This window comes from Agarivorans sp. B2Z047 (assembly GCF_023373605.1).
Lineage (GTDB): Bacteria > Pseudomonadota > Gammaproteobacteria > Enterobacterales > Celerinatantimonadaceae > Agarivorans > Agarivorans albus.
Window position 1 is genome coordinate 4769136 of record NZ_CP088080.1, and the last position, 21503, is coordinate 4790638.

The window sequence follows — 21503 nt, forward strand, 5'->3', positions numbered from 1 at the left end:
GACCGCTAACAGCGGCCTTTTATTGGGTATTTATCAACTTTTTAATATTTGTCTTTGTTCAGAACGGGATATCATCATCAAAGTCCATAGGAGGCTCATTAAACTGCTGAGTTGCCTGCTGTGGAGCTTGTTGAGGTGCCGGAGCAGGTTTAGGCTGTTGCTGATAACCACCTTGCTGAGGTGATTGCTGCTGTGGAGCTTGTTGCTGGAAACCACCTTGCTGAGCAGGGGCTGCTTGAGGCGCAGCTTGTTGTTGACCGCCCCAGTTACCTTGTTGCTGCGGAGCACCACCGCCCATGTTTTGCCCTTGGCCACCACCTTGACGTCCACCTAGCATTTGCATCACGCCATTAAAGCCCTGCACAACCACTTCGGTAGAGTAACGATCTTGACCACTTTGATCTTGCCACTTACGTGTTTGTAATTGACCTTCAATGTATACTTGCGAACCTTTCTTAAGGTACTCGCCTGCAACTTCGGCTAACTTGCCAAACAACACTACACGGTGCCATTCAGTACGCTCTTTTTGTTCACCACTTTGCTTGTCTCTCCAGCTTTCTGAAGTTGCAATAGTAATATTGGCGACGGCCCCTCCGTTTGGCATAAAACGAACTTCAGGATCTTGTCCTAAGTTACCAACCAAAATTACTTTATTAATGCCCCGAGTGGCCATGTATATCGCTCCTATGTTCTATCTGTTGTGGCGAGGAAGACCCGCTATCATACTAGGCTGCACGCACCAAATCCAATGCTCTAGCCAATTCAAATTCTTTTGTTTTAACTTTAAGGTAAACAGTATTGTCACTTGCAATAACAACTGCTTCTACAACCCCAGGTAAAACCTGCAGTTTTTCTAAAATACTAGCAGGTTGATCGGGAGATGATATCGTTAATGAATAACTTTTTATGCCACTTTGCGCACGCAATCCTAAACTCACGACGATCCAAATAATCAATAAAGCGATAGCAAACCAACTTACTAAACTTGCCCCGCCAGCCGTGTACAAAACGCCAGCACTAGAGCCACCTATAAATGCCCCCAAAAACTGACTAGTAGAAAATACACCAAGTGCAGCGCCTTTGTTGCCCGGAGGGCATAAATTAGAAATTAGCGCTGGTAAACTGGCTTCCAAATAATTAAAGCCAACAAAAAACACAGCCAAAATTACTCCCAACACCCAAATCGAGGAACCGTTAATCAATAACAAAGCGTTGGCAAATAACAACAAACTAATAGCAAATATGAAGAAAGCACGTTGCTGATTGCGCTTCGCTGCAATGATCAACAAGGGCACCATCAATACAAAAGAAATAAGAACAGCTGGCAAATACACTTGCCAATGATTTTCGGCATTTAGGCCTGCGTCAAGCAAACGAAACGGCATTACAACAAACAAAGCGGTAAGCACTAAGTGTAAGGTAAACACGCCCCAATCTAAACGCAGCAACTGAGGATGTTTAAGTAACTCAAGCATCTGTTTAGAGTTAGCACTTACTTCACCACTAGGCGCTTTAGAATCAGCACTTGGTACAGCAAACCGCACCACAAACATCGCGAACACGGATAACACAGCAATCAACCAAAACAGACCCGACAAGCCAAGATAAGCAGAGAGAATTGGCCCTAAAACCAGTGAGGCAGCAAACGATAAACCAATGCTAACACCAATAAAGGCCATTACTTTCGCACGCTGGGTTTCTCGGCTTAAGTCAGCAGCTAAGGCCATTACCGTGCTAGCGATAGCGCCCATGCCTTGCAAGGCACGCCCTAACGCGATTCCATAAATAGAATCAGCAGTAGCAGCCACTACTGAGCCAAGCGCAAAAATACTTAACCCCAGGAAGATAATCGGCTTACGGCCAACTTTGTCGGACAACCAACCCATGGGGATTTGAAACATTGCCTGGGTTAAACCATAGGCACCAATCGCGAAGCCCACCCACAAAGGCGAAAAGCCCACAAGCTCTTGGCCATAAACGGCTAATACTGGCATTAACATAAACAAACCGGCCATGCGCAAGGCAAATAACAAAGCCAATGAATAGGCTGCGCGCTTCTCTGTAGGGTTTAATCGTTCGTCTAGGTTCATAACCATCAAAAAATACGTCATTAAAGAACCGGCAATGCTATCACAAGCAGCAAGCCGCAAACCAGCGCAAGATGGTCAGCAAGTAATAAGTAAGCGCTCGGCTTTTCAACGGCGCATTTCAATAAATTATGTGTAATACTGGGCGATTTAGTGCAGCAGTGAACAGCTAACAATGGACAGTATTGATATTCGTGGTGCCCGCACCCACAACCTTAAGAACATTTCACTGACCCTCCCTCGCGATAAGCTAATTGTTATCACTGGCTTATCGGGATCTGGGAAATCTTCTCTCGCATTCGACACACTTTACGCAGAAGGCCAGCGACGCTATGTAGAGTCTCTTTCTGCTTATGCGCGCCAGTTCCTGTCATTAATGGAAAAGCCCGATGTTGATCATATCGAAGGTTTATCACCAGCTATTTCTATCGAGCAAAAATCAACATCTCACAACCCGCGCTCTACAGTGGGAACCATTACCGAAATTTACGACTATTTGCGCTTACTTTACGCTCGCGTAGGCGAGCCTCGCTGCCCTCATCATAACGAACCGCTAGCTGCACAAACCATTAGCCAAATGGTCGATAAGGTTTTTGAGGAGCCAGAAAACAGCAAACTGATGTTGTTGGCTCCGATAATACGAGATCGCAAAGGCGAGCATGTAAAAACTCTAGAAAACTTAGCGGCACAAGGTTTTATTCGAGCACGCATAGATGGAGAAGTGTGTGACTTAAGCGATCCTCCAGAGCTAGAGCTGCACAAAAAACATAATATTGAAGTGGTGATTGATCGCTTTAAAGTTCGCGCCAGTGAAGATTTAGCCCAACGTTTGGCCGAATCTTTTGAAACAGCCCTAGAGCTTGCCGAAGGCACTGCCATTTTAGTTGACATGGACAGCGGCGAAACTCGCCAACTGTTCTCGGCAAATTTTGCCTGCCCAATATGTGGCTACAGCATGACCGAACTAGAGCCAAGGATATTCTCCTTTAATAACCCAGCAGGGGCTTGCCAAACCTGTGATGGTTTAGGTGTGGATCAATTCTTCGACGATAAAAAGGTGATTGTAAATCCTGAGCTTAGTTTATCGGGCGGTGCCATCCGCGGTTGGGACAAACGCAACTTCTACTATTACCAAATGCTCAAGTCATTGGCAGCGCATTTCGAGTTTGACTTGGATATGGCCTTTCAAGACCTTAGCGACAAACACCAAAAAGTAATTTTGCATGGCTCGGGGCGCACCAGTATTGAATTCAAATACATGAACGATCGCGGTGACGTTACCGTGCGCAAACACCCTTTTGAAGGGATCATCCCCAATATGCGTCGCCGCTATAAAGAAACCGAATCAAACGCGGTGCGCGAAGAGTTGGCAAAATTTATTAGCAACCAAGAATGTCCAGGCTGTGGCGGCAGTCGGTTACGCGAAGAAGCTCGCAATGTATTTATTGGTAGTACTAACCTTCCGGAAGTGAGCTGTAAGTCCATTGGCGAAGCCATGGAGTTTTTTGAAGCGCTCAATCTAACAGGCCAACGAGCACAAATTGCTGACAAAATCCTAAAAGAGATTTGTGAGAGGCTTAAGTTTTTAATCAACGTGGGCCTCGATTACCTTTCGTTAGATCGCAGTGCCGACACATTGTCTGGCGGCGAAGCGCAGCGAATAAGACTCGCCAGCCAAATTGGCGCTGGTCTAGTCGGTGTTATGTATGTGCTTGACGAACCGTCTATAGGCTTACACCAACGCGATAACGAACGCCTACTCGCGACCCTCAATCACCTGCGAGATTTGGGCAATACCGTAATAGTGGTAGAACATGATGAAGATGCCATTCGAGCCGCAGACTATATCGTAGACATTGGCCCAGGCGCTGGTGTACATGGGGGAGAAGTTGTTGCTCAAGGCTCAATGCAACAAGTGATTGATACCCCAAGCTCACTTACTGGACAGTATTTATCTGGCAGTAAATCTATAGCAGTACCTAGCAAGCGACAAGAAGGCTCAGGCGATTACTTAAGCCTACTCGGCGCTAGTGGCAATAACCTCAAGAATGTAGATTTGCATATCCCGCTAGGCTTACTTACCTGCATAACAGGTGTATCGGGTAGCGGTAAATCTACCTTAATCAACGATACTTTATACAAAATTGCCCAAAAGGCGCTCAATGGTGCAGCTGGCGAAGATATCGCTCCACACAAATCGGTAAAAGGCCTCGATAAACTCGATAAAGTGGTTGATATAGACCAAAGCCCGATCGGTAGAACACCGCGTTCCAACCCCGCTACCTATACAGGGATCTTCACTCCTATTCGTGAACTGTTCGCCGCTACGCAAGAAGCCCGTTCAAGAGGTTACAAACCCGGTCGCTTTAGCTTTAACGTAAAAGGTGGCCGCTGTGAAGCCTGCCAAGGAGACGGCGTTATTAAAGTAGAGATGCATTTTTTGCCCGATGTGTATGTGCCCTGCGACGTATGTAAAAGCAAACGCTATAACCGCGAAACTTTAGAGATTAAGTATAAAGGCAAGAGTATTCATCAAATTTTGGAAATGACGGTAGAAGAAGCTCGACCATTCTTTGATGCTGTACCAGCCATAGCCAGAAAACTACAAACATTGATTGATGTTGGCCTTACCTACATCAAACTCGGTCAATCGGCTACAACCTTATCGGGCGGCGAAGCGCAGCGAGTTAAACTCGCTCGCGAACTTAGCAAGCGCGATACTGGCCAAACCCTTTATATTCTTGATGAACCAACCACAGGCCTTCACTTTCATGATATTGAGCTGCTGTTAGAGGTTATTCATCGCTTACGTGACCATGGTAATACTATTGTTGTAATTGAACACAACCTAGATGTCGTTAAAACCGCAGATTGGATTGTCGATCTGGGGCCAGAAGGGGGCAAAGGTGGCGGAGAAATTCTAGTTGCTGGCACTCCGGAAGATATCGTTAGTGAACAGCGCTCACATACCGCCCGATTCTTAAAACCAATGCTAGCCACTTAAATAGTAAAGCAGGTGCTCAACATTCAAGGATAAAGAATGCAGCTAAAGCTCAACCTAGAGCGTGCCTTTATATACATATTTACTGCAATGATGTTGCTAGGCATGCACTACTTTCAACACAACCAAGGTGGAACAGGCCTAGCCCTCCCCTTTAATTTAGTTGTTTGGTGCTTTGCTAGCATTCTTATCGGCCTTGGCCTTATTAAAGTAAGTCAATCCCAAACTTTGCGCTATAACAAAACACTTATAGGCTTAACTATTTGTGCCATTGGCTTATGGATCCCACTGCTTTATCCAAATGCTGAATTTGGCGCTTTTGCTTTAGATCGTTTAATCGGATTGGCAGCAGGTTTACTGCTTGTCTTCGCGATAGTTCAACTTGAAATAAGCCAAAAGCAATGGCACCTAATGATGTACGCTATTGTTGCAGCGGTTTTAATTGAGAGCCTTTATGCATTAACTCAAATGTACTTACTGACTGAAGGTAACTGGGTCGGATTCAATGTTAACTCAATTAGAGCAACCGGCATTTTCCAGCAACCGAATGTATTAGGAACCTTTGTTTTATTTGGCATTATTGCAACAATCTACCTACTCACGACTAGCGCTGCTGACAATGCTTTTTCTCAGGCCTTTATCTTTATAACTTGTACCCTTGCTGTATGGGCACTAGTGTTAAGCGATTCAAAAACTGCATTATGGTCTTTGTTAGTAGTAGTTATATTAAGCGCTCCTTATTTTAAGGCTCATACAAACAAGCACCAATACTACTTATTCTATATTTCTATTGTAGTTGGCTTATTCATACCAACGTTATTAAGCTTTAATGAGCCAGAAACCTTAAGAAGTGGCGTATTTGGTCCATCCGCAAATGTTAGATTAACGATGCTAAAAGTAAGTCTAACAATGTTACAGCAGTCTCCTTTCACTGGAGTGGGATACGGTGCTTTCGACTCAAACTATATGCTTACACAAAGCACTCTAAGTGACGCGGGCAAACTCAGCAGTTTAATGTTTAATGTTTCTCACCCTCATAACGAGTTAGCGCTTTGGGCCGCAGAAGGTGGCATGTTACCGCTTATTTTTCTAATGTGTGCATCTACAATTGTTTTACTCAAATGTTGCTCCAATAACTGGAGAAATGGACGTTTTTTTGTTGCGACTCTTTTTCCCGGTGCTTTTCATTGCTTAACTGAATTGCCATTTTATCATTCTGCGATTTTATGGATTTTGTTTTGTACATTTTTGGCTCTCATCATAAAAGCTAACAATATAAATGTTAGAAAATTTCCCGCTAAGTTCGCTCCTAAAGTATTCAGCCTACTCATTCCTTGCTTGACGCTTATGTTTATGCTGACCGGCTTACAAACGATACATAAAATTGTACGGTTTGAGCGTACGGGTAGTACAAATGCGACTCTGCTCGAAGAAGTAGTTAATCCTGTTCCTCTACAAACTCGCTACGAGTTCAATGTAATGTCATATAGGTTACATGCAGCGATCACTCTTAAACTTAAAAATGAACTTGAGGATTATCTAAAATGGTCTGAAAAGTTGCTTAAAAGGCAGCTACGCACCGAGCATTTTTATAATCGCTCAGTCGCTTTGCGAACCCTAGGTCTGAATGAACAAGCTAAAGCTAACGACAAACTAGCTAACGACATATATCCAAATACCCAACGCGTATCCTATAAGCTCATTTCCGCGACGAATGGCGGTGAAGAAACACTACGCAGGTATCTAGTGTGGAATAATGCTGAAATAGAAAAGAAACCATCGCCTCAGCTATATATTCACCAAATTAATGCCATGGTAAGACTTGGTGATATTAAACCTGCCGTAGAGGCAATGCTAAAAGCTAGGAGAAGATTTCCTGACCAAGTCACTCTTAATAGCGTACCAAACTTAAAGCCTTATATAAGAGTAAATACCGAGAATTAACCACTCAATTACGGGGCTGGTATCTTTTGCCCAGTGAAACGTAGCAAACACTGGCAGCCTTCCGTATTACACCTACTCAGCACATTTGATAGCCGCCGAGAAGCCTTGTATCGGCAAAAAGACCTAGATGCCAAAGGCATTGTGGCCAAAGACCGTGACGGCCAACAACGCTTCTTTCACTTAAGCGGCTTAGCAGTAGGCGTTACTCGCTGGACTGCTGTCTCTCAACTGAGTATCGATGAGTTAAGCGAGCGGGCGAGCCTTGCTAAAAAACACGCCAAGCGTAATCACTGGTCGACCTTGTATGTACAAGAGGGCGATGTCTGTGATGCGTTAGGTTAGTGCTGTTGATGAAACGACTGAGGCTTGAGTGGGTATATCTGGAAGACTTTTGTGAGATTATACCGCAGGCAATAAAAAAGCCCTCGTCATTAGACGAGGGCTTAGTATAGGAGCCTGGCGGTGGTCAGGTGCGCAGCATAGCTGCTTGTGCTTCGGCCTGAAAGCGCTTCGCCCTTTCCGAGCGACCTCCGCCCTACTTTTGAAAGCTGGCCACGCTAAACACAAACAAAAAGGGCTTCCCAATCGGGAAGCCCTTTTCGATAATGAGAGCCTGGCGGTGACCTACTTTCACATGGGGAAGCCCCACACTATCATCGGCGCAGTTGCGTTTCACTTCTGAGTTCGGCATGGAGTCAGGTGGGTCCACAACGCTATTGCCACCAGGCAAAAACTGTTGTCTTTAACATTCGAAAAAGCTGAAACATCTCATGAGCACTAACAAGTATTCATGGTTTCTAAAATAAAGTATCTATAAGCAACACCCTTTAGGTGTTGTATGGTTAAGCCTCACGGGTAATTAGTACAAGTTAGCTCAATGCCTCACAGCACTTACACACCTTGCCTATCAACGTTGTAGTCTCCAACGGCCCTTCAGAGGACTTAAAGTCCTAGTGAGAATTAATCTCGAGGCCTGCTTCCCGCTTAGATGCTTTCAGCGGTTATCAGTTCCGAACGTAGCTACTGGGCAATGCTATTGGCATAACAACCCAAACACCAGCGGTTCGTCCACTCCGGTCCTCTCGTACTAGGAGCAGCTCCCCTCAATTCTCAAACGCCCACGGCAGATAGGGACCGAACTGTCTCACGACGTTCTAAACCCAGCTCGCGTACCACTTTAAATGGCGAACAGCCATACCCTTGGGACCGACTTCAGCCCCAGGATGTGATGAGCCGACATCGAGGTGCCAAACACCGCCGTCGATATGAACTCTTGGGCGGTATCAGCCTGTTATCCCCGGAGTACCTTTTATCCGTTGAGCGATGGCCCTTCCATACAGAACCACCGGATCACTATGACCTACTTTCGTACCTGCTCGACGTGTCTGTCTCGCAGTTAAGCTGGCTTATGCCATTGCACTAACCGTATGATGTCCGACCATACTTAGCCAACCTTCGTGCTCCTCCGTTACTCTTTGGGAGGAGACCGCCCCAGTCAAACTACCCACCAGACACTGTCCGCAATCCCGATAAGGGACCAACGTTAGAACATCAACACTACAAGGGTGGTATTTCAAGGTCGGCTCCACGTCATCTAGCGACAACGCTTCAAAGCCTCCCACCTATCCTACACATGTAGGGTCAATGTTCAGTGTCAAGCTGTAGTAAAGGTTCACGGGGTCTTTCCGTCTAGCCGCGGGTACACCGCATCTTCACGGCAATTTCAATTTCACTGAGTCTCGGGTGGAGACAGCTTGGCCATCATTACGCCATTCGTGCAGGTCGGAACTTACCCGACAAGGAATTTCGCTACCTTAGGACCGTTATAGTTACGGCCGCCGTTTACCGGGGCTTCGATCAATAGCTTCGCGCGAACGCTAACCACATCAATTAACCTTCCGGCACCGGGCAGGCGTCACACCGTATACGTCATCTTTCGATTTAGCACAGTGCTGTGTTTTTAATAAACAGTTGCAGCCAACTGGTATCTGCGACTCTCAGCAGCTTAGGGAGCAAGTCCCATCACCATCAAGAGCGTACCTTCTCCCGAAGTTACGGTACCATTTTGCCTAGTTCCTTCACCCGAGTTCTCTCAAGCGCCTTGGTATTCTCTACCCAACCACCTGTGTCGGTTTGGGGTACGGTTTCGTATAATCTGAAGCTTAGAGACTTTTCCTGGAAGCAGGGCATCAACCACTTCGTGTCCGTAGACACTCGTCATCAACTCTCAGCGTAATGTAAACCCGGATTTGCCTAAGTTTACCGCCTACTGCCTTTCACGTGGACAACCATCGCCACGCTGGCCTAGCCTTCTCCGTCCTCCCATCGCAATTATACGAAGTACAGGAATATTAACCTGTTTCCCATCGACTACACTTTTCAGTCTCGCCTTAGGGGCCGACTCACCCTGCCCTGATTAACATTGGACAGGAAACCTTGGTCTTTCGGCGAGGGGGCTTTTCACCCCCTTTATCGTTACTCATGTCAACATTCGCACTTCTGATACCTCCAGCAAACCTTACGATCCACCTTCAACGGCTTACAGAACGCTCCTCTACCGAGCATGCAAGCATGCTCCCGTAGCTTCGGTGGTATGTTTAGCCCCGTTACATCTTCCGCGCAGGCCGACTCGACCAGTGAGCTATTACGCTTTCTTTAAATGATGGCTGCTTCTAAGCCAACATCCTGGCTGTCTAAGCCTTCCCACATCGTTTCCCACTTAACATACACTTTGGGACCTTAGCTGACGGTCTGGGTTGTTTCCCTTTCCACGACGGACGTTAGCACCCGCCGTGTGTCTCCCGAGTAGTACTTGATGGTATTCGGAGTTTGCAAAGGGTTGGTAAGTCGGGATGACCCCCTAGCCTTAACAGTGCTCTACCCCCATCAGTATTCGCTCGAGGCGCTACCTAAATAGCTTTCGAGGAGAACCAGCTATCTCCCGGTTTGATTGGCCTTTCACCCCCAGCCACAAGTCATCCGCTAATTTTTCAACATTAGTCGGTTCGGTCCTCCAATTGGTGTTACCCAATCTTCAACCTGCCCATGGCTAGATCACCGGGTTTCGGGTCTAATCCCAGCAACTATGCGCGCAGTTAACACTCGGTTTCCCTACGGCTCCGCTATTCGCTTAACCTTGCTACTGAAATTAAGTCGTTGACCCATTATACAAAAGGTACGCAGTCACCCCACAAGGGGGCTCCCACTGCTTGTACGTATACGGTTTCAGGTTCTATTTCACTCCCCTCACAGGGGTTCTTTTCGCCTTTCCCTCACGGTACTGGTTCACTATCGGTCAGTCAGGAGTATTTAGCCTTGGAGGATGGTCCCCCCATATTCAGACAACATATCACGTGTGCCGTCCTACTCGATTTCACTTAAAGTAGATTTTCATGTACGGGGCTATCACCCTGTATCGCCATCCTTTCCAGAATGTTCCACTAATCACCTAAAAGCTTAAGGGCTAATCCGGGTTCGCTCGCCGCTACTACCAGAATCTCGGTTGATTTCTTTTCCTCCGGGTACTTAGATGTTTCAGTTCCCCGGGTTCGCCTCGCAACGCTATGTATTCACGTTACGATACTGCATAAAATGCAGTGGGTTTCCCCATTCGGAAATCTGTGTCTATAACGTCTTTTATCGACTTAACACAGCTTATCGCAGATTAACACGTCCTTCATCGCCTCTGACTGCCAAGGCATCCACCGTATACGCTTAGTCACTTAACCATACAACACCTAAATGTTGTCGCTTAAATCACTTGAATGGTCAGGCTGTATAAGTCCTGCCATTCGAGTACGATCACCTTATTTTTGAATACCAAGAACACTTGTTATTAAACTCATATTCTTGAGATATTTTTTATCAGCTTTTCCAAATTGTTAAAGAGCAATGGTCTCGAAGAAACCAAAGCTAAGCACTATATAAACAAATGCTTAGCTTTGTATTCTCAAACCAAGAGAGAGAATGGTATCCCGTAGGGGATTTGAACCCCTGTTACCGCCGTGAAAGGGCGGTGTCCTAGGCCTCTAGACGAACGGGACACTGCAGTAGCTGTTCTCGTTGGTTCTACACCACACTAGAACTTCTCTCTTTTCTTTTTCATCAAGCAATCTGTGTGAACACGTCACAAAACCTAAGCATCATAATAAGGAGGTGATCCAGCCCCAGGTTCCCCTAGGGCTACCTTGTTACGACTTCACCCCAGTCATGAACCACAAAGTGGTGAGCGTCCTCCCGAAGGTTAAACTACCCACTTCTTTTGCAGCCCACTCCCATGGTGTGACGGGCGGTGTGTACAAGGCCCGGGAACGTATTCACCGTAGCATTCTGATCTACGATTACTAGCGATTCCGACTTCACGGAGTCGAGTTGCAGACTCCGATCCGGACTACGACATGCTTTTTGGGGTCCGCTTGCTCTCGCGAGTTCGCATCCCTCTGTACATGCCATTGTAGCACGTGTGTAGCCCTGCCCGTAAGGGCCATGATGACTTGACGTCGTCCCCACCTTCCTCCGGTTTATCACCGGCAGTCTCCCTAGAGTTCCCACCATTACGTGCTGGCAAATAAGGATAGGGGTTGCGCTCGTTGCGGGACTTAACCCAACATCTCACGACACGAGCTGACGACAGCCATGCAGCACCTGTATCTGAGTTCCCGAAGGCACCAAGGAATCTCTTCCAAGTTCTCAGTATGTCAAGGGCAGGTAAGGTTCTTCGCGTTGCATCGAATTAAACCACATGCTCCACCGCTTGTGCGGGCCCCCGTCAATTCATTTGAGTTTTAACCTTGCGGCCGTACTCCCCAGGCGGTCTACTTAATGCGTTAGCTGCGTTACCCACGAGTTAAACTCACAGACAACTAGTAGACATCGTTTACGGCGTGGACTACCAGGGTATCTAATCCTGTTTGCTCCCCACGCTTTCGTACATGAGCGTCAGTTTTTGTCCAGGTGGCCGCCTTCGCCACTGGTATTCCTTCAGATCTCTACGCATTTCACCGCTACACCTGAAATTCTACCACCCTCTACAAAACTCTAGCTTGCCAGTTCCAAATGCCATTCCCAGGTTGAGCCCGGGGATTTCACATCTGGCTTAACAAGCCGCCTGCGTACGCTTTACGCCCAGTAATTCCGATTAACGCTCGGACCCTCCGTATTACCGCGGCTGCTGGCACGGAGTTAGCCGGTCCTTCTTCTGTCGCTAACGTCAAAGATAGCAAGTATTAATTACTACCCCTTCCTCACGACTGAAAGTGCTTTACAACCCGAAGGCCTTCTTCACACACGCGGCATGGCTGCATCAGGCTTTCGCCCATTGTGCAATATTCCCCACTGCTGCCTCCCGTAGGAGTCTGGGCCGTGTCTCAGTCCCAGTGTGGCTGATCATCCTCTCAAACCAGCTAGGGATCGTCGCCTTGGTAAGCCATTACCTTACCAACTAGCTAATCCCACTTGGGCTAATCTTTACGCGAAAGGTGCCGAAGCATCCCCTCCTTTGGTCCGAAGACATTATGCGGTATTAGCAGTCGTTTCCAACTGTTGTCCCCCACGTAAAGGCATATTCCCAAGCATTACTCACCCGTCCGCCGCTCGTCAGCAAAGTAGCAAGCTACTCTCTGTTACCGCTCGACTTGCATGTGTTAAGCCTGCCGCCAGCGTTCAATCTGAGCCATGATCAAACTCTTCAATCAAAAGTTTTTTCGCTCAAAGTTAAAAACTGAAATTATTACTGTGTTTTACAGTGCAAGACTCCAGTTCACTTAAGCTTAATTTTTTCGTTTAAGGTCCTGTGAGTGCTCACACAGATTGCTTGATAAATTGTTAAAGAGCGTTGCTTCGCTGCCGAAGCGAGGTGCGCATTCTACGCTTTCCTCTGTGGCTGTCAACCGCTTTTTAATATTAATTAAGAAGAAGTTTTTCAACCGGCTAACTCAGCCCTAGGCCTTGCTAACCCTGACGTAGCCTTGCTTCACTTTAGCGCGCTGCGTGCCGTGTCAGTGGAGGTGCATTATAGGGATCGATTCCCGCGGCGCAAGCGTTTTTTGAAGAAAATCACAGAAACACGGTTAAGTGTTCAGATAGCAAACAAATTGCACCTTTTTTGACTGAATTCGCCAGATTTGAGCCCAATAACTATAGTTTAGTTTTAGTGCTTTATTATGGGCCTTAGCTACCTTGACCATATATATGTTGGTTTTGTTGTAATACTGGGTTTACTTCACCTGTGTATTGGATACCATAGCCGCCCTTTTTCCTGTGGAGTCTCTTGCTGATGTCATTTTCTATCGGCCAACGCTGGATCAGTGATTCAGAATCTGAGTTAGGTTTAGGTACCGTAGTTGCTATTGAAGGTAGGATGGTTACCTTGTTGTTCCCTGCTAGCGGTGAGAATCGCTTTTATGCCATGGCGGACGCACCAGTTACTCGAGTGGTATTTAATGTTGGTGATGACATAACCAGTACTGAAGATTGGTCGATGACCATCACTGAAGTTGAAGAGGCGGATGAGTTGATTATTTATCATGGCGTTCGTCACGATACTGAAGAAACAGTTCAGCTACGCGAAATGTTCTTAAGCCACTTCCTCAAGTTTAACAAACCTCAAGACCGACTTTTTGCTGGCCAAGTTGACCGCTTTGATAGTTTTGTTGTGCGTTACCAAACCTTAGTGAAACGCTTTGAGCAACAGCAGTCTGAGTTAAAAGGCTTAATGGGTGGTAAAGTTAGCCTAATTCCACACCAGCTTTATATCGCGAGCGAAGTGGGTCGACGTATTTCGCCTCGGGTATTGCTGTCTGATGAAGTAGGTTTAGGTAAAACAATTGAAGCAGGTTTAATTATCCATCAGCAGCTTATTGCAGGCTTAGCTAAACGAGTATTGATTATTGTGCCAGACGCGCTGCAATACCAGTGGCTAATAGAAATGCTGCGCCGCTTTAACATGCACTTTAGCTTGTTTGATGAAGACCGCTGCATTGAAGCTTATGCCGAAGCTGACAACCCTTTTGAAACCGAACAATTAGTATTGTGTAGCCTTAGCTTTTTACGCGGCAGCAAAAAACGTTTTGAACAAGTTGCAGAAGCTGATTGGGACTTGATGATTGTAGATGAAGCACATCACCTGCAATGGGATGAAGCAACACCAAGTCGGGAATACCAAATCATTGAAACACTGGCCAAACAAATTGCCGGCGTTCTACTACTTACAGCGACACCGGACCAACTTGGCCACCAAAGTCACTTTGCCCGCTTAAGGTTGCTCGATCCTGACCGCTTTTACGACTATCAAGCCTTTATAGATGAAGAGCAGCACTATCAACCGGTAGCGGAAGCTGCCCAGTCTTTGCTGGCCAGCAGTCCGCTAAGCACCGAGCAAGCTAATCAACTTAGTGAACTGTTAAGCGAAAATGATATTGAGCCTTTGCTCGCGCTCATAAATGACAGCGCTTCAAGTTATGAACAGCAACAACAGGCGCGTGAAGAATTACTGCAACATCTTTTAGATCGCCACGGCACAGGCCGAGTATTGTTTAGAAATACCCGCAGCGCGATTGAAGGATTTCCGATGCGCCAATTGGCTAGCTACCCTCTCAGCTTACCTAGCCAATATAAAACTGCATTAAAAGTACAACAAATGATGCAAGGCAGTAACGCTGGAGCGAACAATCAATTAATGTTCCCCGAAGAGCTCTACCAGCAATTTGAAGGTGAAAGCGAAGGGGAAGCCAGTTGGTGTAAGTTCGACCCACGTATCGACTGGTTAATTGGCTTTTTACTGGCGCACAAACAAAAGAAAGTGTTACTAATCTGCGCTAAAGCTGCTACGGCGCTAGCTATTGAAGATGCGGTACGGACTCGCGAAGGTATTCGCGGTACCGTGTTCCATGAAGACATGTCGTTAATTGAACGTGATAAAGCCGCAGCTTATTTCGCTCAAGACGAAGCCGGTGCGCAATTAATGGTGTGTTCAGAAATTGGCTCTGAAGGACGTAACTTCCAATTTGCTCACCATATCGTGTTATTTGATTTGCCAACGAACCCTGACCTCCTAGAGCAACGAATTGGTCGCCTGGATCGTATTGGCCAACAAAACGATATTCAAATTCATGTTCCTTATTTAGAAGGTACACCACAACAAACACTGTTACGTTGGTACCATGAGGGTTTAAACGCCTTTGAACAAACCTGTCCAGCAGGCTCAGCCATTTTTGCTGAATTTGGTGAAACCTTAACAAGCCTGCTTGGGCAAAATACGCCAGACGAAGCAGAACTAAACACACTAATAAAAGAAACAGCTAAGCGTTACCAAGAAGTAAAAGCCAAGTTAGATGCTGGTCGTGACCGCTTGTTAGAAATACACTCAAGTGGTGGCAACAAAGCTGCAGAGCTAATTGAGAAAATTCAAGCAGCAGAGCAAGACCCGCATTTTGTGACGTTTAGCCTACGTTTGTTCGATACCATCGGCATCAACCAAGATGACAAAGGCGAAAATGCCTTGGTATTGCATGCGAGTGATCAAATGCTAGTGCCGTCTATTAATGGCTTGCCGGAAGACGGTTGCACCATTACTTATGACCGAGACACAGCGCTTAGCCGAGACGAAATTCAACTTATGTCTTGGGAACACCCGCTGATTCAAAGCTGTATCGATACTATCTTGGGGGCCGACTTAGGCACAACGTCAGTAGCCTTACTCAAGAATCGCGCCTTACCAGTAGGTAGCTTATTTGTTGAAGGGATCTTTGTAGTAGAAACCAGCGCACCTGCCGAGTACCAAATTGAGCGATACTTGCCCGCTACACCGGTGCGTATTTTGCTGGATAAAAACGGCGGAAACTTGTCTGCCAATGTTGATTTTGAACAGTTCAATCAGCAGCTTTCTGCGGTTAACCGCCACTTAGCCGCTAAGTTGATTAGTGCTTCACAAACACAAATTCATCCTTTGCTTGCACAAGCCAATGAGCTCGCCCAACAACAATTAGCAACTATTGTTGAACAAGCCAGTGAGCATATGAAGCAAAGCTTAAATGGCGAGCTTGAACGCCTTGAAGCCTTAAGCGCAGTAAACCCAAGCATTCGTAAAGATGAATTAGATACCTTACGAAGCTTACGTGACAATGCTGGCGACTACCTACAGAAAGCCCAAGTAAAATTAGATGCGCTGCGGGTAATATTGGTTTCGCACAACTAGCAAATCGAGATTCTATTTTATTTAATAGCAGGCCTTAGCTTACACTAGGGCCTTATTTTTTAGAGCTGTACTGATGCCAGATTTTGTTTATCGCCCTCCAATGTCCCCCTACTTTAGTGTTGTTTACCAAGACGAAGCTGTAATTGTATTTAACAAAGCCAGTGGTTTACTGTCGGTACCTGGTCGGCTTGAGAAAGATAGCTTGTGGGATCGCGCTCAACGAGTTTGGCCAGACATTAAAGTTGTGCACCGCCTAGATATGGCAACCTCAGGGCTAATAGTTATGGCCTTAGGCAAGCCAACCCAAAGCCACTTGAGTCGTCAGTTTCAGCAACGACGCACCACTAAAACCTACTATGCAGAGATCTTTGGTCATCCAGAACAAGAGCAAGGCGAAGTAAACCTACCACTACGTTGTGATTGGCCTAATCGCCCCAAACAAATTGTAGATTTTGAACAAGGCAAAGACGCTTTAACACACTGGCAGATTATTGAGCAAAGGCCTCAAACAAGCTTAGTTGAACTTAAACCGATAACCGGACGAACCCACCAACTACGGGTGCATATGCAACAACTAGGCTGCCCCATTGTTGGCGATGGATTTTACGCATGCCAACAGTCAAAAGCGCTAAGCGAACGCTTACACCTTCATGCTGCCAAATTAGGTTTTTATCATCCAGAAACGGAGCAATTTATGGAATTTGAGTGTGCCCCGCCATTTTAGTTAAAGCAAAGCTGGGTATTGTCCGATACATTAAGCATATATCTCTCCAAGGAACCCAAACTGTGCAGCTTGCTAAGTATTGCTTTCTCTCCAGTTTATTAGCAATAAACTGCGCATTTGCAGAGATTCAGCCTCAAGATTTTAGCCATTGGCCAGTAAATGGGGAATTAAAACAGCTGGATGTAGAGCAACAACAATTTGTTAGTTTATGGCTAGAAGAAGAAACCCCGCAAAAACGTGGCACCATTATATTACTTCCCGATTGGGGGATATCACCAAGCGCTCCCAACAGTATTGATTCACTTCGCCAAGCTCTTCCCAAACTAGGCTGGGAAACTGGGGCTATTTTACCTCCTAAGCCCATGTCAGGTTTAATGCAGCAAGCAGAAACCGAGAATGATGAGCAACTGCAGCAATACAAACTAAGCTTACAAGCGGTTATTCAAGCAGCTAAACAAAATCAGGCTGAGCAGTTTGGTTTTCAAGTGATTATTGCACAGGGTGTTATGGGAGCATGGCTGGTTGAATTGCTAGCCGAAGACGAGCTAGAACAACCCGATGGCATTGTACTTATTAGCGCTTATTACCCTAACCAAACGCTGAATAAAAAACTGGCCGAACAAACCGCAACACTGGCTATTCCAGTGCTAGATATTTATGCCGAGCACTATAACCATTGGCAGCAACAAGCCCGAGAGCAACGTTTAACGGCCAGTAACAAAAATCAAAAGCTAAACTACCGACAAACCCATTTACCCGCCACCGCCGATACCGCACCCAACAGCGCAAAACTAAATAAAACCGTTTACGGCTGGTTTAACGCCTTGGGTTGGTACTAACAAGACTTTATTAGCTAACAGTGGTTAGCAGTTCTAGGAGTTGCTAAGCTGAGCCCAATATCACTTAGCTAAAGCCTAGGGGCTGTTTATCTTTCGAGCTGATTTTTGCAGTGATTTGTGGTTAATTGATACAAGACAGAAGCTTTAATGTGTAGCGAGCCTACATGAGAAGCTAATAACGCAGTAGAAATAAGCCCCTAACCATGAAAATAGTTTTTTTAGATCGCCTCACCCTAGCTAGCCATATCAACTTGGCACGTCCCAGTTTTGCCCATCAATGGCAAGAGTACCCCAGCACCACACCACAACAAGTACGTGAGCGCTGCCAAAATGCAAACATCATCATTGTGAATAAAGTGCAATTAAGTAGGGATACATTAACTCAATTGCCACAGCTAAAAATGATTGCGGTTGCAGCTACCGGGACCAACAACGTGGATCTAGCGGCAGCCGAAGAACTTGGCATAATCGTTAGTAATATAAGAAATTATGCCGCTCAAAGCATTGCCGAACACTGCTTGGCGCTGATGTTTAATCTTAGGCGCAATGTATTAGCCTACCATCAGGCGATTCAACAAGGTCGTTGGCAACACGCTAAGCAATTTTGTTTTTTTGATTTCCCCATCGATAACTTGGCTAAGCAAACGCTGGCAATAATAGGCGGCGGCAACTTGGGCCAAGCGACCGCCCAATTAGCCAGTAATTTAGGCATGGAGGTGGTAATGGCAGAACACAAAGGCCAAACTCCTCGCCCAGGCAGAGTTGCCTTTGAAGAAGCAGTTAGCAGTGCAGATGTGATTAGCATCCATTGTCCACTTACTCCGCAGACTAAGGATCTATTTGGCGAGCTAGAATTGGCGATGATGAAGGAGACGGCCTTACTGATTAACACAGCCCGCGGTGGAATAGTTAACGAACAGGCTTTGTTGCAGGCTTTGCAAAACAAGCAAATTGCTGGCGCGGCAAGTGATGTCTCTGAATGTGAACCACCTACGCACGACAGCCCACTGATGCAGGCACTTAGCCTAAATAACTTTATACTTACCCCACATGTGGGCTGGGCGAGCAGCCAAAACATGCAAGTTTTGGCTGACCAATTGATCGACAATATTGAAGCATTTGTAGCAGGAAAACCACGCCACCAAGTATTCGCTAATTAGCGCTCTTACGTTGCTGTTTGACTAACTCGTAAGCCTGTTGAATATCTTGAGTGCGCTGCTTAGCTAGCTCCATCATTTCTGGTGGTAAGCCCTTGGCGACTAGCTTATCGGGATGGTGCTGACTCATTAGTTTGCGGTAAGCACGTTTGATTTGCTGGTCACTATCTTGTTGGTTAACGCCTAAGATTTGGTAGGCTTCTTCTAGCTGCTTAGCGCTACTTTGCGCGCTTTGGCGTTGACCACCATGGCGATGGAACTTGAGCTCGGCTTCCCAGCGTGAAATCATCGCCTGAAGCTCTGCTTCCGAGAAGCCTAAAGCCTTGGCTACACGCTTTAATAAAGCATGTTCACTGTCGTCGATTACGCCATCTGCAAACACCCCTTGCAGCTGGATTTCCATGAACATTTGCAATAAATCACGACGCCCATTAACCGCGCTAACAAAGCGAGAAATTTGCTCCTCCAAGGGAAAATCTGCATCTTTACCTTGGCGAAAAGCGTCTTGAGCTTGGCGCCTAGCTTCGCCTTGCAGCCGCATTTGATCCATCAAAAAGTTAGCGACCTGAATCTCTTGTTGAGTAACCACGCCTTTTGACTTAGCAATATGGCCAAGCACCGCAAAGGTAGAGAACAAAAAAGCTTGCTGAGCAGCTTGGCTCTTCGCTGCAGAAAAAACAAAGCTCCCACTAGTTGCTTTGTCAAAACGATGACCAATCCAGAGTCCCAATATGACCCACAAAATATTACCAAGCATGGAGCCAAAAAGAACACCTAGTACTTTTCCCCAAATTCGCATCACTATTCTCTATTGTTAGTTAATTGTTGGTCTAGTTGTTGAAGCCGCTCAGGGGTCCCCACATCTACCCATTGACCGCCTTGTAGTTGACCACTCACTTGTTGGCTTAACATTGCTGCACGCAATAAAGGTGCAAGAGCTTGTTTACCGCTAGGCACATGCTGAAAAAAGCGTTGATGATAAATGGCTACACCACTAAATGTAAACTCAGGCTTATCTATCACCAAACCTTGCTCCAAGCTAAAATCACCCCTTAAATTGTGGCTCGGATTAGCCACCAAGTATAAATGAGCATCACTGTCGGTTTGACTATTTTGGCAAATAGCTTGGTAATCCCAATCATTCCAAACATCCCCATTAATCACCAAGAACTGCTCGCTAGCGATAATGGGTAAGGCGTTAACAATGCCCCCGGCCGTTTCTAAGGCACTAGATTCATGACTATAAAGCACCTCGATTCCCCATTTGTCACCTTGGCCCACATGTGCTTCAACCATCTCGCCTAAATAAGCGGTATTTATCACGATGCGTGTTACGCCTGCAGTAACCAACTTGTCGATATGCCAGTTAATCAAGGCTTTACCAGCAACTTTTAACAATGGTTTTGGGCAATTATCAGTTAACGGACGCATCCGCTCGCCGCGTCCCGCAGCCAAAATCATTGCGGTGCGAATTTGGCTCATGCTTTAAACTCTTTTGCTATAGGACTAATCCACTGATGAAATGCCTGTAATTCAGGATAACGCTTGGTCACTTGAAGTACATATTCGAGTGTTTGAGGAATGGCTTCACGATAGGCAGTTTTACCATCCCGATGATCTAATCTGCAAAATATCCCTAGCGCTTTTATATGCCGCTGCAATCCAGTGAGATCAAACCAGCGCTGCCAAGTGCTCGGTTCGATACCCTCAACCAAATATGCCGACTTTTGGTTGAGGTATGTTTGCTGCAAGTGACTCACTAACTCTGGTGGCCAAGCGATATAACAATCACGCAGCAATGAAACCACATCGTAAGCAATAGGCCCCCAAACCATATCCTGAAAATCAATCATCACCATTTGCTGCTGATTGAGCATCAAATTTCGACTATGAAAATCACGATGCATAGGTGCATAAGGCTGTTCTAAAATAGCTTGGCTAACAGTGTGACATAAGCCTTGCCAATCACAATGCTGCTGCCAATCTTCTCCCGCCTGCAACTCTGCTTTAACAAACCAATCGGCAAATATATCCAGTTCACGTTGAATAAATGCTTGGTCAAACTCTTCCATTTCTGCCAAATTTTCACGCTTAGTAGCCTGAAGTTGAACGATTAATGCAAGCGCTTGTCTATAAAGTTCAGAAGCAGTATCGGCACTTAGCACTTGCTCAAGCATTGTGGAGCCGAGGTCTTCAACACATAGAAAACCGGCATCAATATTTGCCGCTAGCACCTTAGGCACAGGCAGCGCTTGTGCGCTTAGGGCATTAGCAATATCAACAAACTGTTGGTTTTTCTCGGTGGCGGGCGGCGCATCAACGGCAATGGCAGTGTCACCATTAGAAAGTTGAAAACGAAAGTAGCGCCTAAAACTGGCGTCGCCACTGATCATCGTTAGCTTAGGAGAAACAATGTCTAAGGTTTTTGACAGCCATTGCTGTAAAGCAGATTCGCGCACTAAATTACTCATAATTTCTTATACTAATAACAGCCTTTAAATAGCCGCTCACCAATAAATCCAGTATTATAAGCGGCTAACTTTAACCACAGAATTCAT

The 21503-nt window shown here is 46.1% G+C and carries 12 protein-coding genes, 1 tRNA gene and 3 rRNA genes; 7 read left to right on the top strand and 9 right to left on the bottom strand.

The window, feature by feature from the left end; translation table 11 throughout:
- Positions 1-58: 58 nt before the first annotated feature.
- Positions 59-673 (bottom strand): single-stranded DNA-binding protein, encoded by a 615-nt coding sequence (locus tag LQZ07_RS22020; protein WP_152785827.1) that lies wholly within the window; start codon positions 671-673, stop codon positions 59-61.
- Between the two features lie 52 nt (positions 674-725).
- Positions 726-2111, bottom strand: coding sequence for an MFS transporter (locus LQZ07_RS22025; RefSeq protein ID WP_227981664.1), 1386 nt, complete (start codon positions 2109-2111; stop codon positions 726-728).
- A gap of 151 nt (positions 2112-2262) precedes the next feature.
- On the opposite strand from LQZ07_RS22025, the gene uvrA reads away from it, so the two are divergent.
- From uvrA to LQZ07_RS22040, 3 genes are all read left to right on the top strand, one after another.
- Positions 2263-5091: an excinuclease ABC subunit UvrA gene (uvrA, locus tag LQZ07_RS22030; protein WP_152785825.1), complete on the top strand. Its 2829-nt coding sequence runs from the start codon at positions 2263-2265 to the stop codon at positions 5089-5091.
- Positions 5092-5193: 102 nt separating this feature from the next.
- The gene (locus LQZ07_RS22035; RefSeq protein ID WP_194164222.1) at positions 5194-7032 is read left to right on the top strand and encodes an O-antigen ligase; all 1839 of its coding nucleotides are present in this window, start codon (positions 5194-5196) and stop codon (positions 7030-7032) included.
- A gap of 33 nt (positions 7033-7065) precedes the next feature.
- Positions 7066-7374, top strand: coding sequence for a hypothetical protein (locus LQZ07_RS22040; RefSeq protein WP_152785821.1), 309 nt, complete (start codon positions 7066-7068; stop codon positions 7372-7374).
- 269 nt (positions 7375-7643) lie between these two features.
- Here the strand turns inward: LQZ07_RS22040 and rrf are convergent.
- The 4 genes from rrf to LQZ07_RS22060 form a co-directional block, all read right to left on the bottom strand.
- Positions 7644-7759: ribosomal RNA gene (gene rrf, locus LQZ07_RS22045) — 5S ribosomal RNA — on the bottom strand.
- 111 nt (positions 7760-7870) lie between these two features.
- Positions 7871-10760: ribosomal RNA gene (locus tag LQZ07_RS22050) — 23S ribosomal RNA — on the bottom strand.
- Between the two features lie 239 nt (positions 10761-10999).
- Positions 11000-11075, bottom strand: a tRNA-Glu gene (locus LQZ07_RS22055).
- A gap of 105 nt (positions 11076-11180) precedes the next feature.
- Positions 11181-12725: ribosomal RNA gene (locus LQZ07_RS22060) — 16S ribosomal RNA — on the bottom strand.
- Together the 16S, 23S and 5S rRNA genes with 1 tRNA gene alongside form the textbook arrangement of a ribosomal RNA operon.
- Before the next feature lie 581 nt (positions 12726-13306).
- On the opposite strand from LQZ07_RS22060, the gene rapA reads away from it, so the two are divergent.
- The 4 genes from rapA to LQZ07_RS22080 all read left to right on the top strand — a co-directional run bounded on the left by rapA (position 13307) and on the right by LQZ07_RS22080 (position 18948).
- Complete coding sequence (gene rapA, locus LQZ07_RS22065) at positions 13307-16225, top strand: RNA polymerase-associated protein RapA (RefSeq protein ID WP_152785489.1); 2919 nt, start codon at positions 13307-13309, stop codon at positions 16223-16225.
- Between the two features lie 73 nt (positions 16226-16298).
- Positions 16299-16949, top strand: a complete 651-nt coding sequence (locus LQZ07_RS22070; protein ID WP_152785492.1) for a pseudouridine synthase — start codon at positions 16299-16301, stop codon at positions 16947-16949.
- Between the two features lie 62 nt (positions 16950-17011).
- Positions 17012-17788 carry a DUF3530 family protein gene (locus tag LQZ07_RS22075; RefSeq protein ID WP_194164216.1) on the top strand — a complete coding sequence of 259 codons (777 nt, stop codon included), beginning with the start codon at positions 17012-17014 and terminating at the stop codon, positions 17786-17788.
- 203 nt (positions 17789-17991) lie between these two features.
- Complete coding sequence (locus LQZ07_RS22080) at positions 17992-18948, top strand: D-2-hydroxyacid dehydrogenase (RefSeq protein WP_152785495.1); 957 nt, start codon at positions 17992-17994, stop codon at positions 18946-18948.
- Here the strand turns inward: LQZ07_RS22080 and djlA are convergent.
- The 3 genes from djlA to LQZ07_RS22095 are packed head-to-tail and all read right to left on the bottom strand — an operon-like array spanning position 18941 to position 21416.
- On the bottom strand, positions 18941-19744 hold the full coding sequence (gene djlA / locus LQZ07_RS22085; RefSeq protein WP_152785497.1) for a co-chaperone DjlA: 804 nt from the start codon (positions 19742-19744) through the stop codon (positions 18941-18943). The two genes, LQZ07_RS22080 and djlA, sit on opposite strands and share 8 nt — an antisense overlap.
- 2 nt (positions 19745-19746) lie before the next feature.
- Positions 19747-20427, bottom strand: a complete 681-nt coding sequence (gene murU / locus LQZ07_RS22090; RefSeq protein ID WP_152785499.1) for an N-acetylmuramate alpha-1-phosphate uridylyltransferase MurU — start codon at positions 20425-20427, stop codon at positions 19747-19749.
- Entirely contained in the window at positions 20424-21416 is a 993-nt protein-coding gene (locus LQZ07_RS22095; RefSeq protein ID WP_152785501.1) for an aminoglycoside phosphotransferase family protein, read from the bottom strand. The genes murU and LQZ07_RS22095 overlap by 4 nt, the downstream gene beginning before the upstream one ends.
- Positions 21417-21503 lie beyond the last annotated feature (87 nt).

What these genes read in the sequence shown, in the direction of transcription:
- LQZ07_RS22020 (WP_152785827.1), bottom strand. Translation starts at nt 673, where the DNA reads ATGGCCACTCGGGGCATTAATAAAGTAATTTTGGTTGGTAACTTAGGA.
- LQZ07_RS22025 (WP_227981664.1), bottom strand. Translation starts at nt 2,111, where the DNA reads ATGACGTATTTTTTGATGGTTATGAACCTAGACGAACGATTAAACCCT.
- uvrA (WP_152785825.1), top strand. Translation starts at nt 2,263, where the DNA reads ATGGACAGTATTGATATTCGTGGTGCCCGCACCCACAACCTTAAGAAC.
- LQZ07_RS22035 (WP_194164222.1), top strand. Translation starts at nt 5,194, where the DNA reads ATGCACTACTTTCAACACAACCAAGGTGGAACAGGCCTAGCCCTCCCC.
- rapA (WP_152785489.1), top strand. Translation starts at nt 13,307, where the DNA reads ATGTCATTTTCTATCGGCCAACGCTGGATCAGTGATTCAGAATCTGAG.
- LQZ07_RS22070 (WP_152785492.1), top strand. Translation starts at nt 16,299, where the DNA reads ATGCCAGATTTTGTTTATCGCCCTCCAATGTCCCCCTACTTTAGTGTT.
- LQZ07_RS22080 (WP_152785495.1), top strand. Translation starts at nt 17,992, where the DNA reads ATGAAAATAGTTTTTTTAGATCGCCTCACCCTAGCTAGCCATATCAAC.
- djlA (WP_152785497.1), bottom strand. Translation starts at nt 19,744, where the DNA reads ATGCGAATTTGGGGAAAAGTACTAGGTGTTCTTTTTGGCTCCATGCTT.
- murU (WP_152785499.1), bottom strand. Translation starts at nt 20,427, where the DNA reads ATGAGCCAAATTCGCACCGCAATGATTTTGGCTGCGGGACGCGGCGAG.
- LQZ07_RS22095 (WP_152785501.1), bottom strand. Translation starts at nt 21,416, where the DNA reads ATGAGTAATTTAGTGCGCGAATCTGCTTTACAGCAATGGCTGTCAAAA.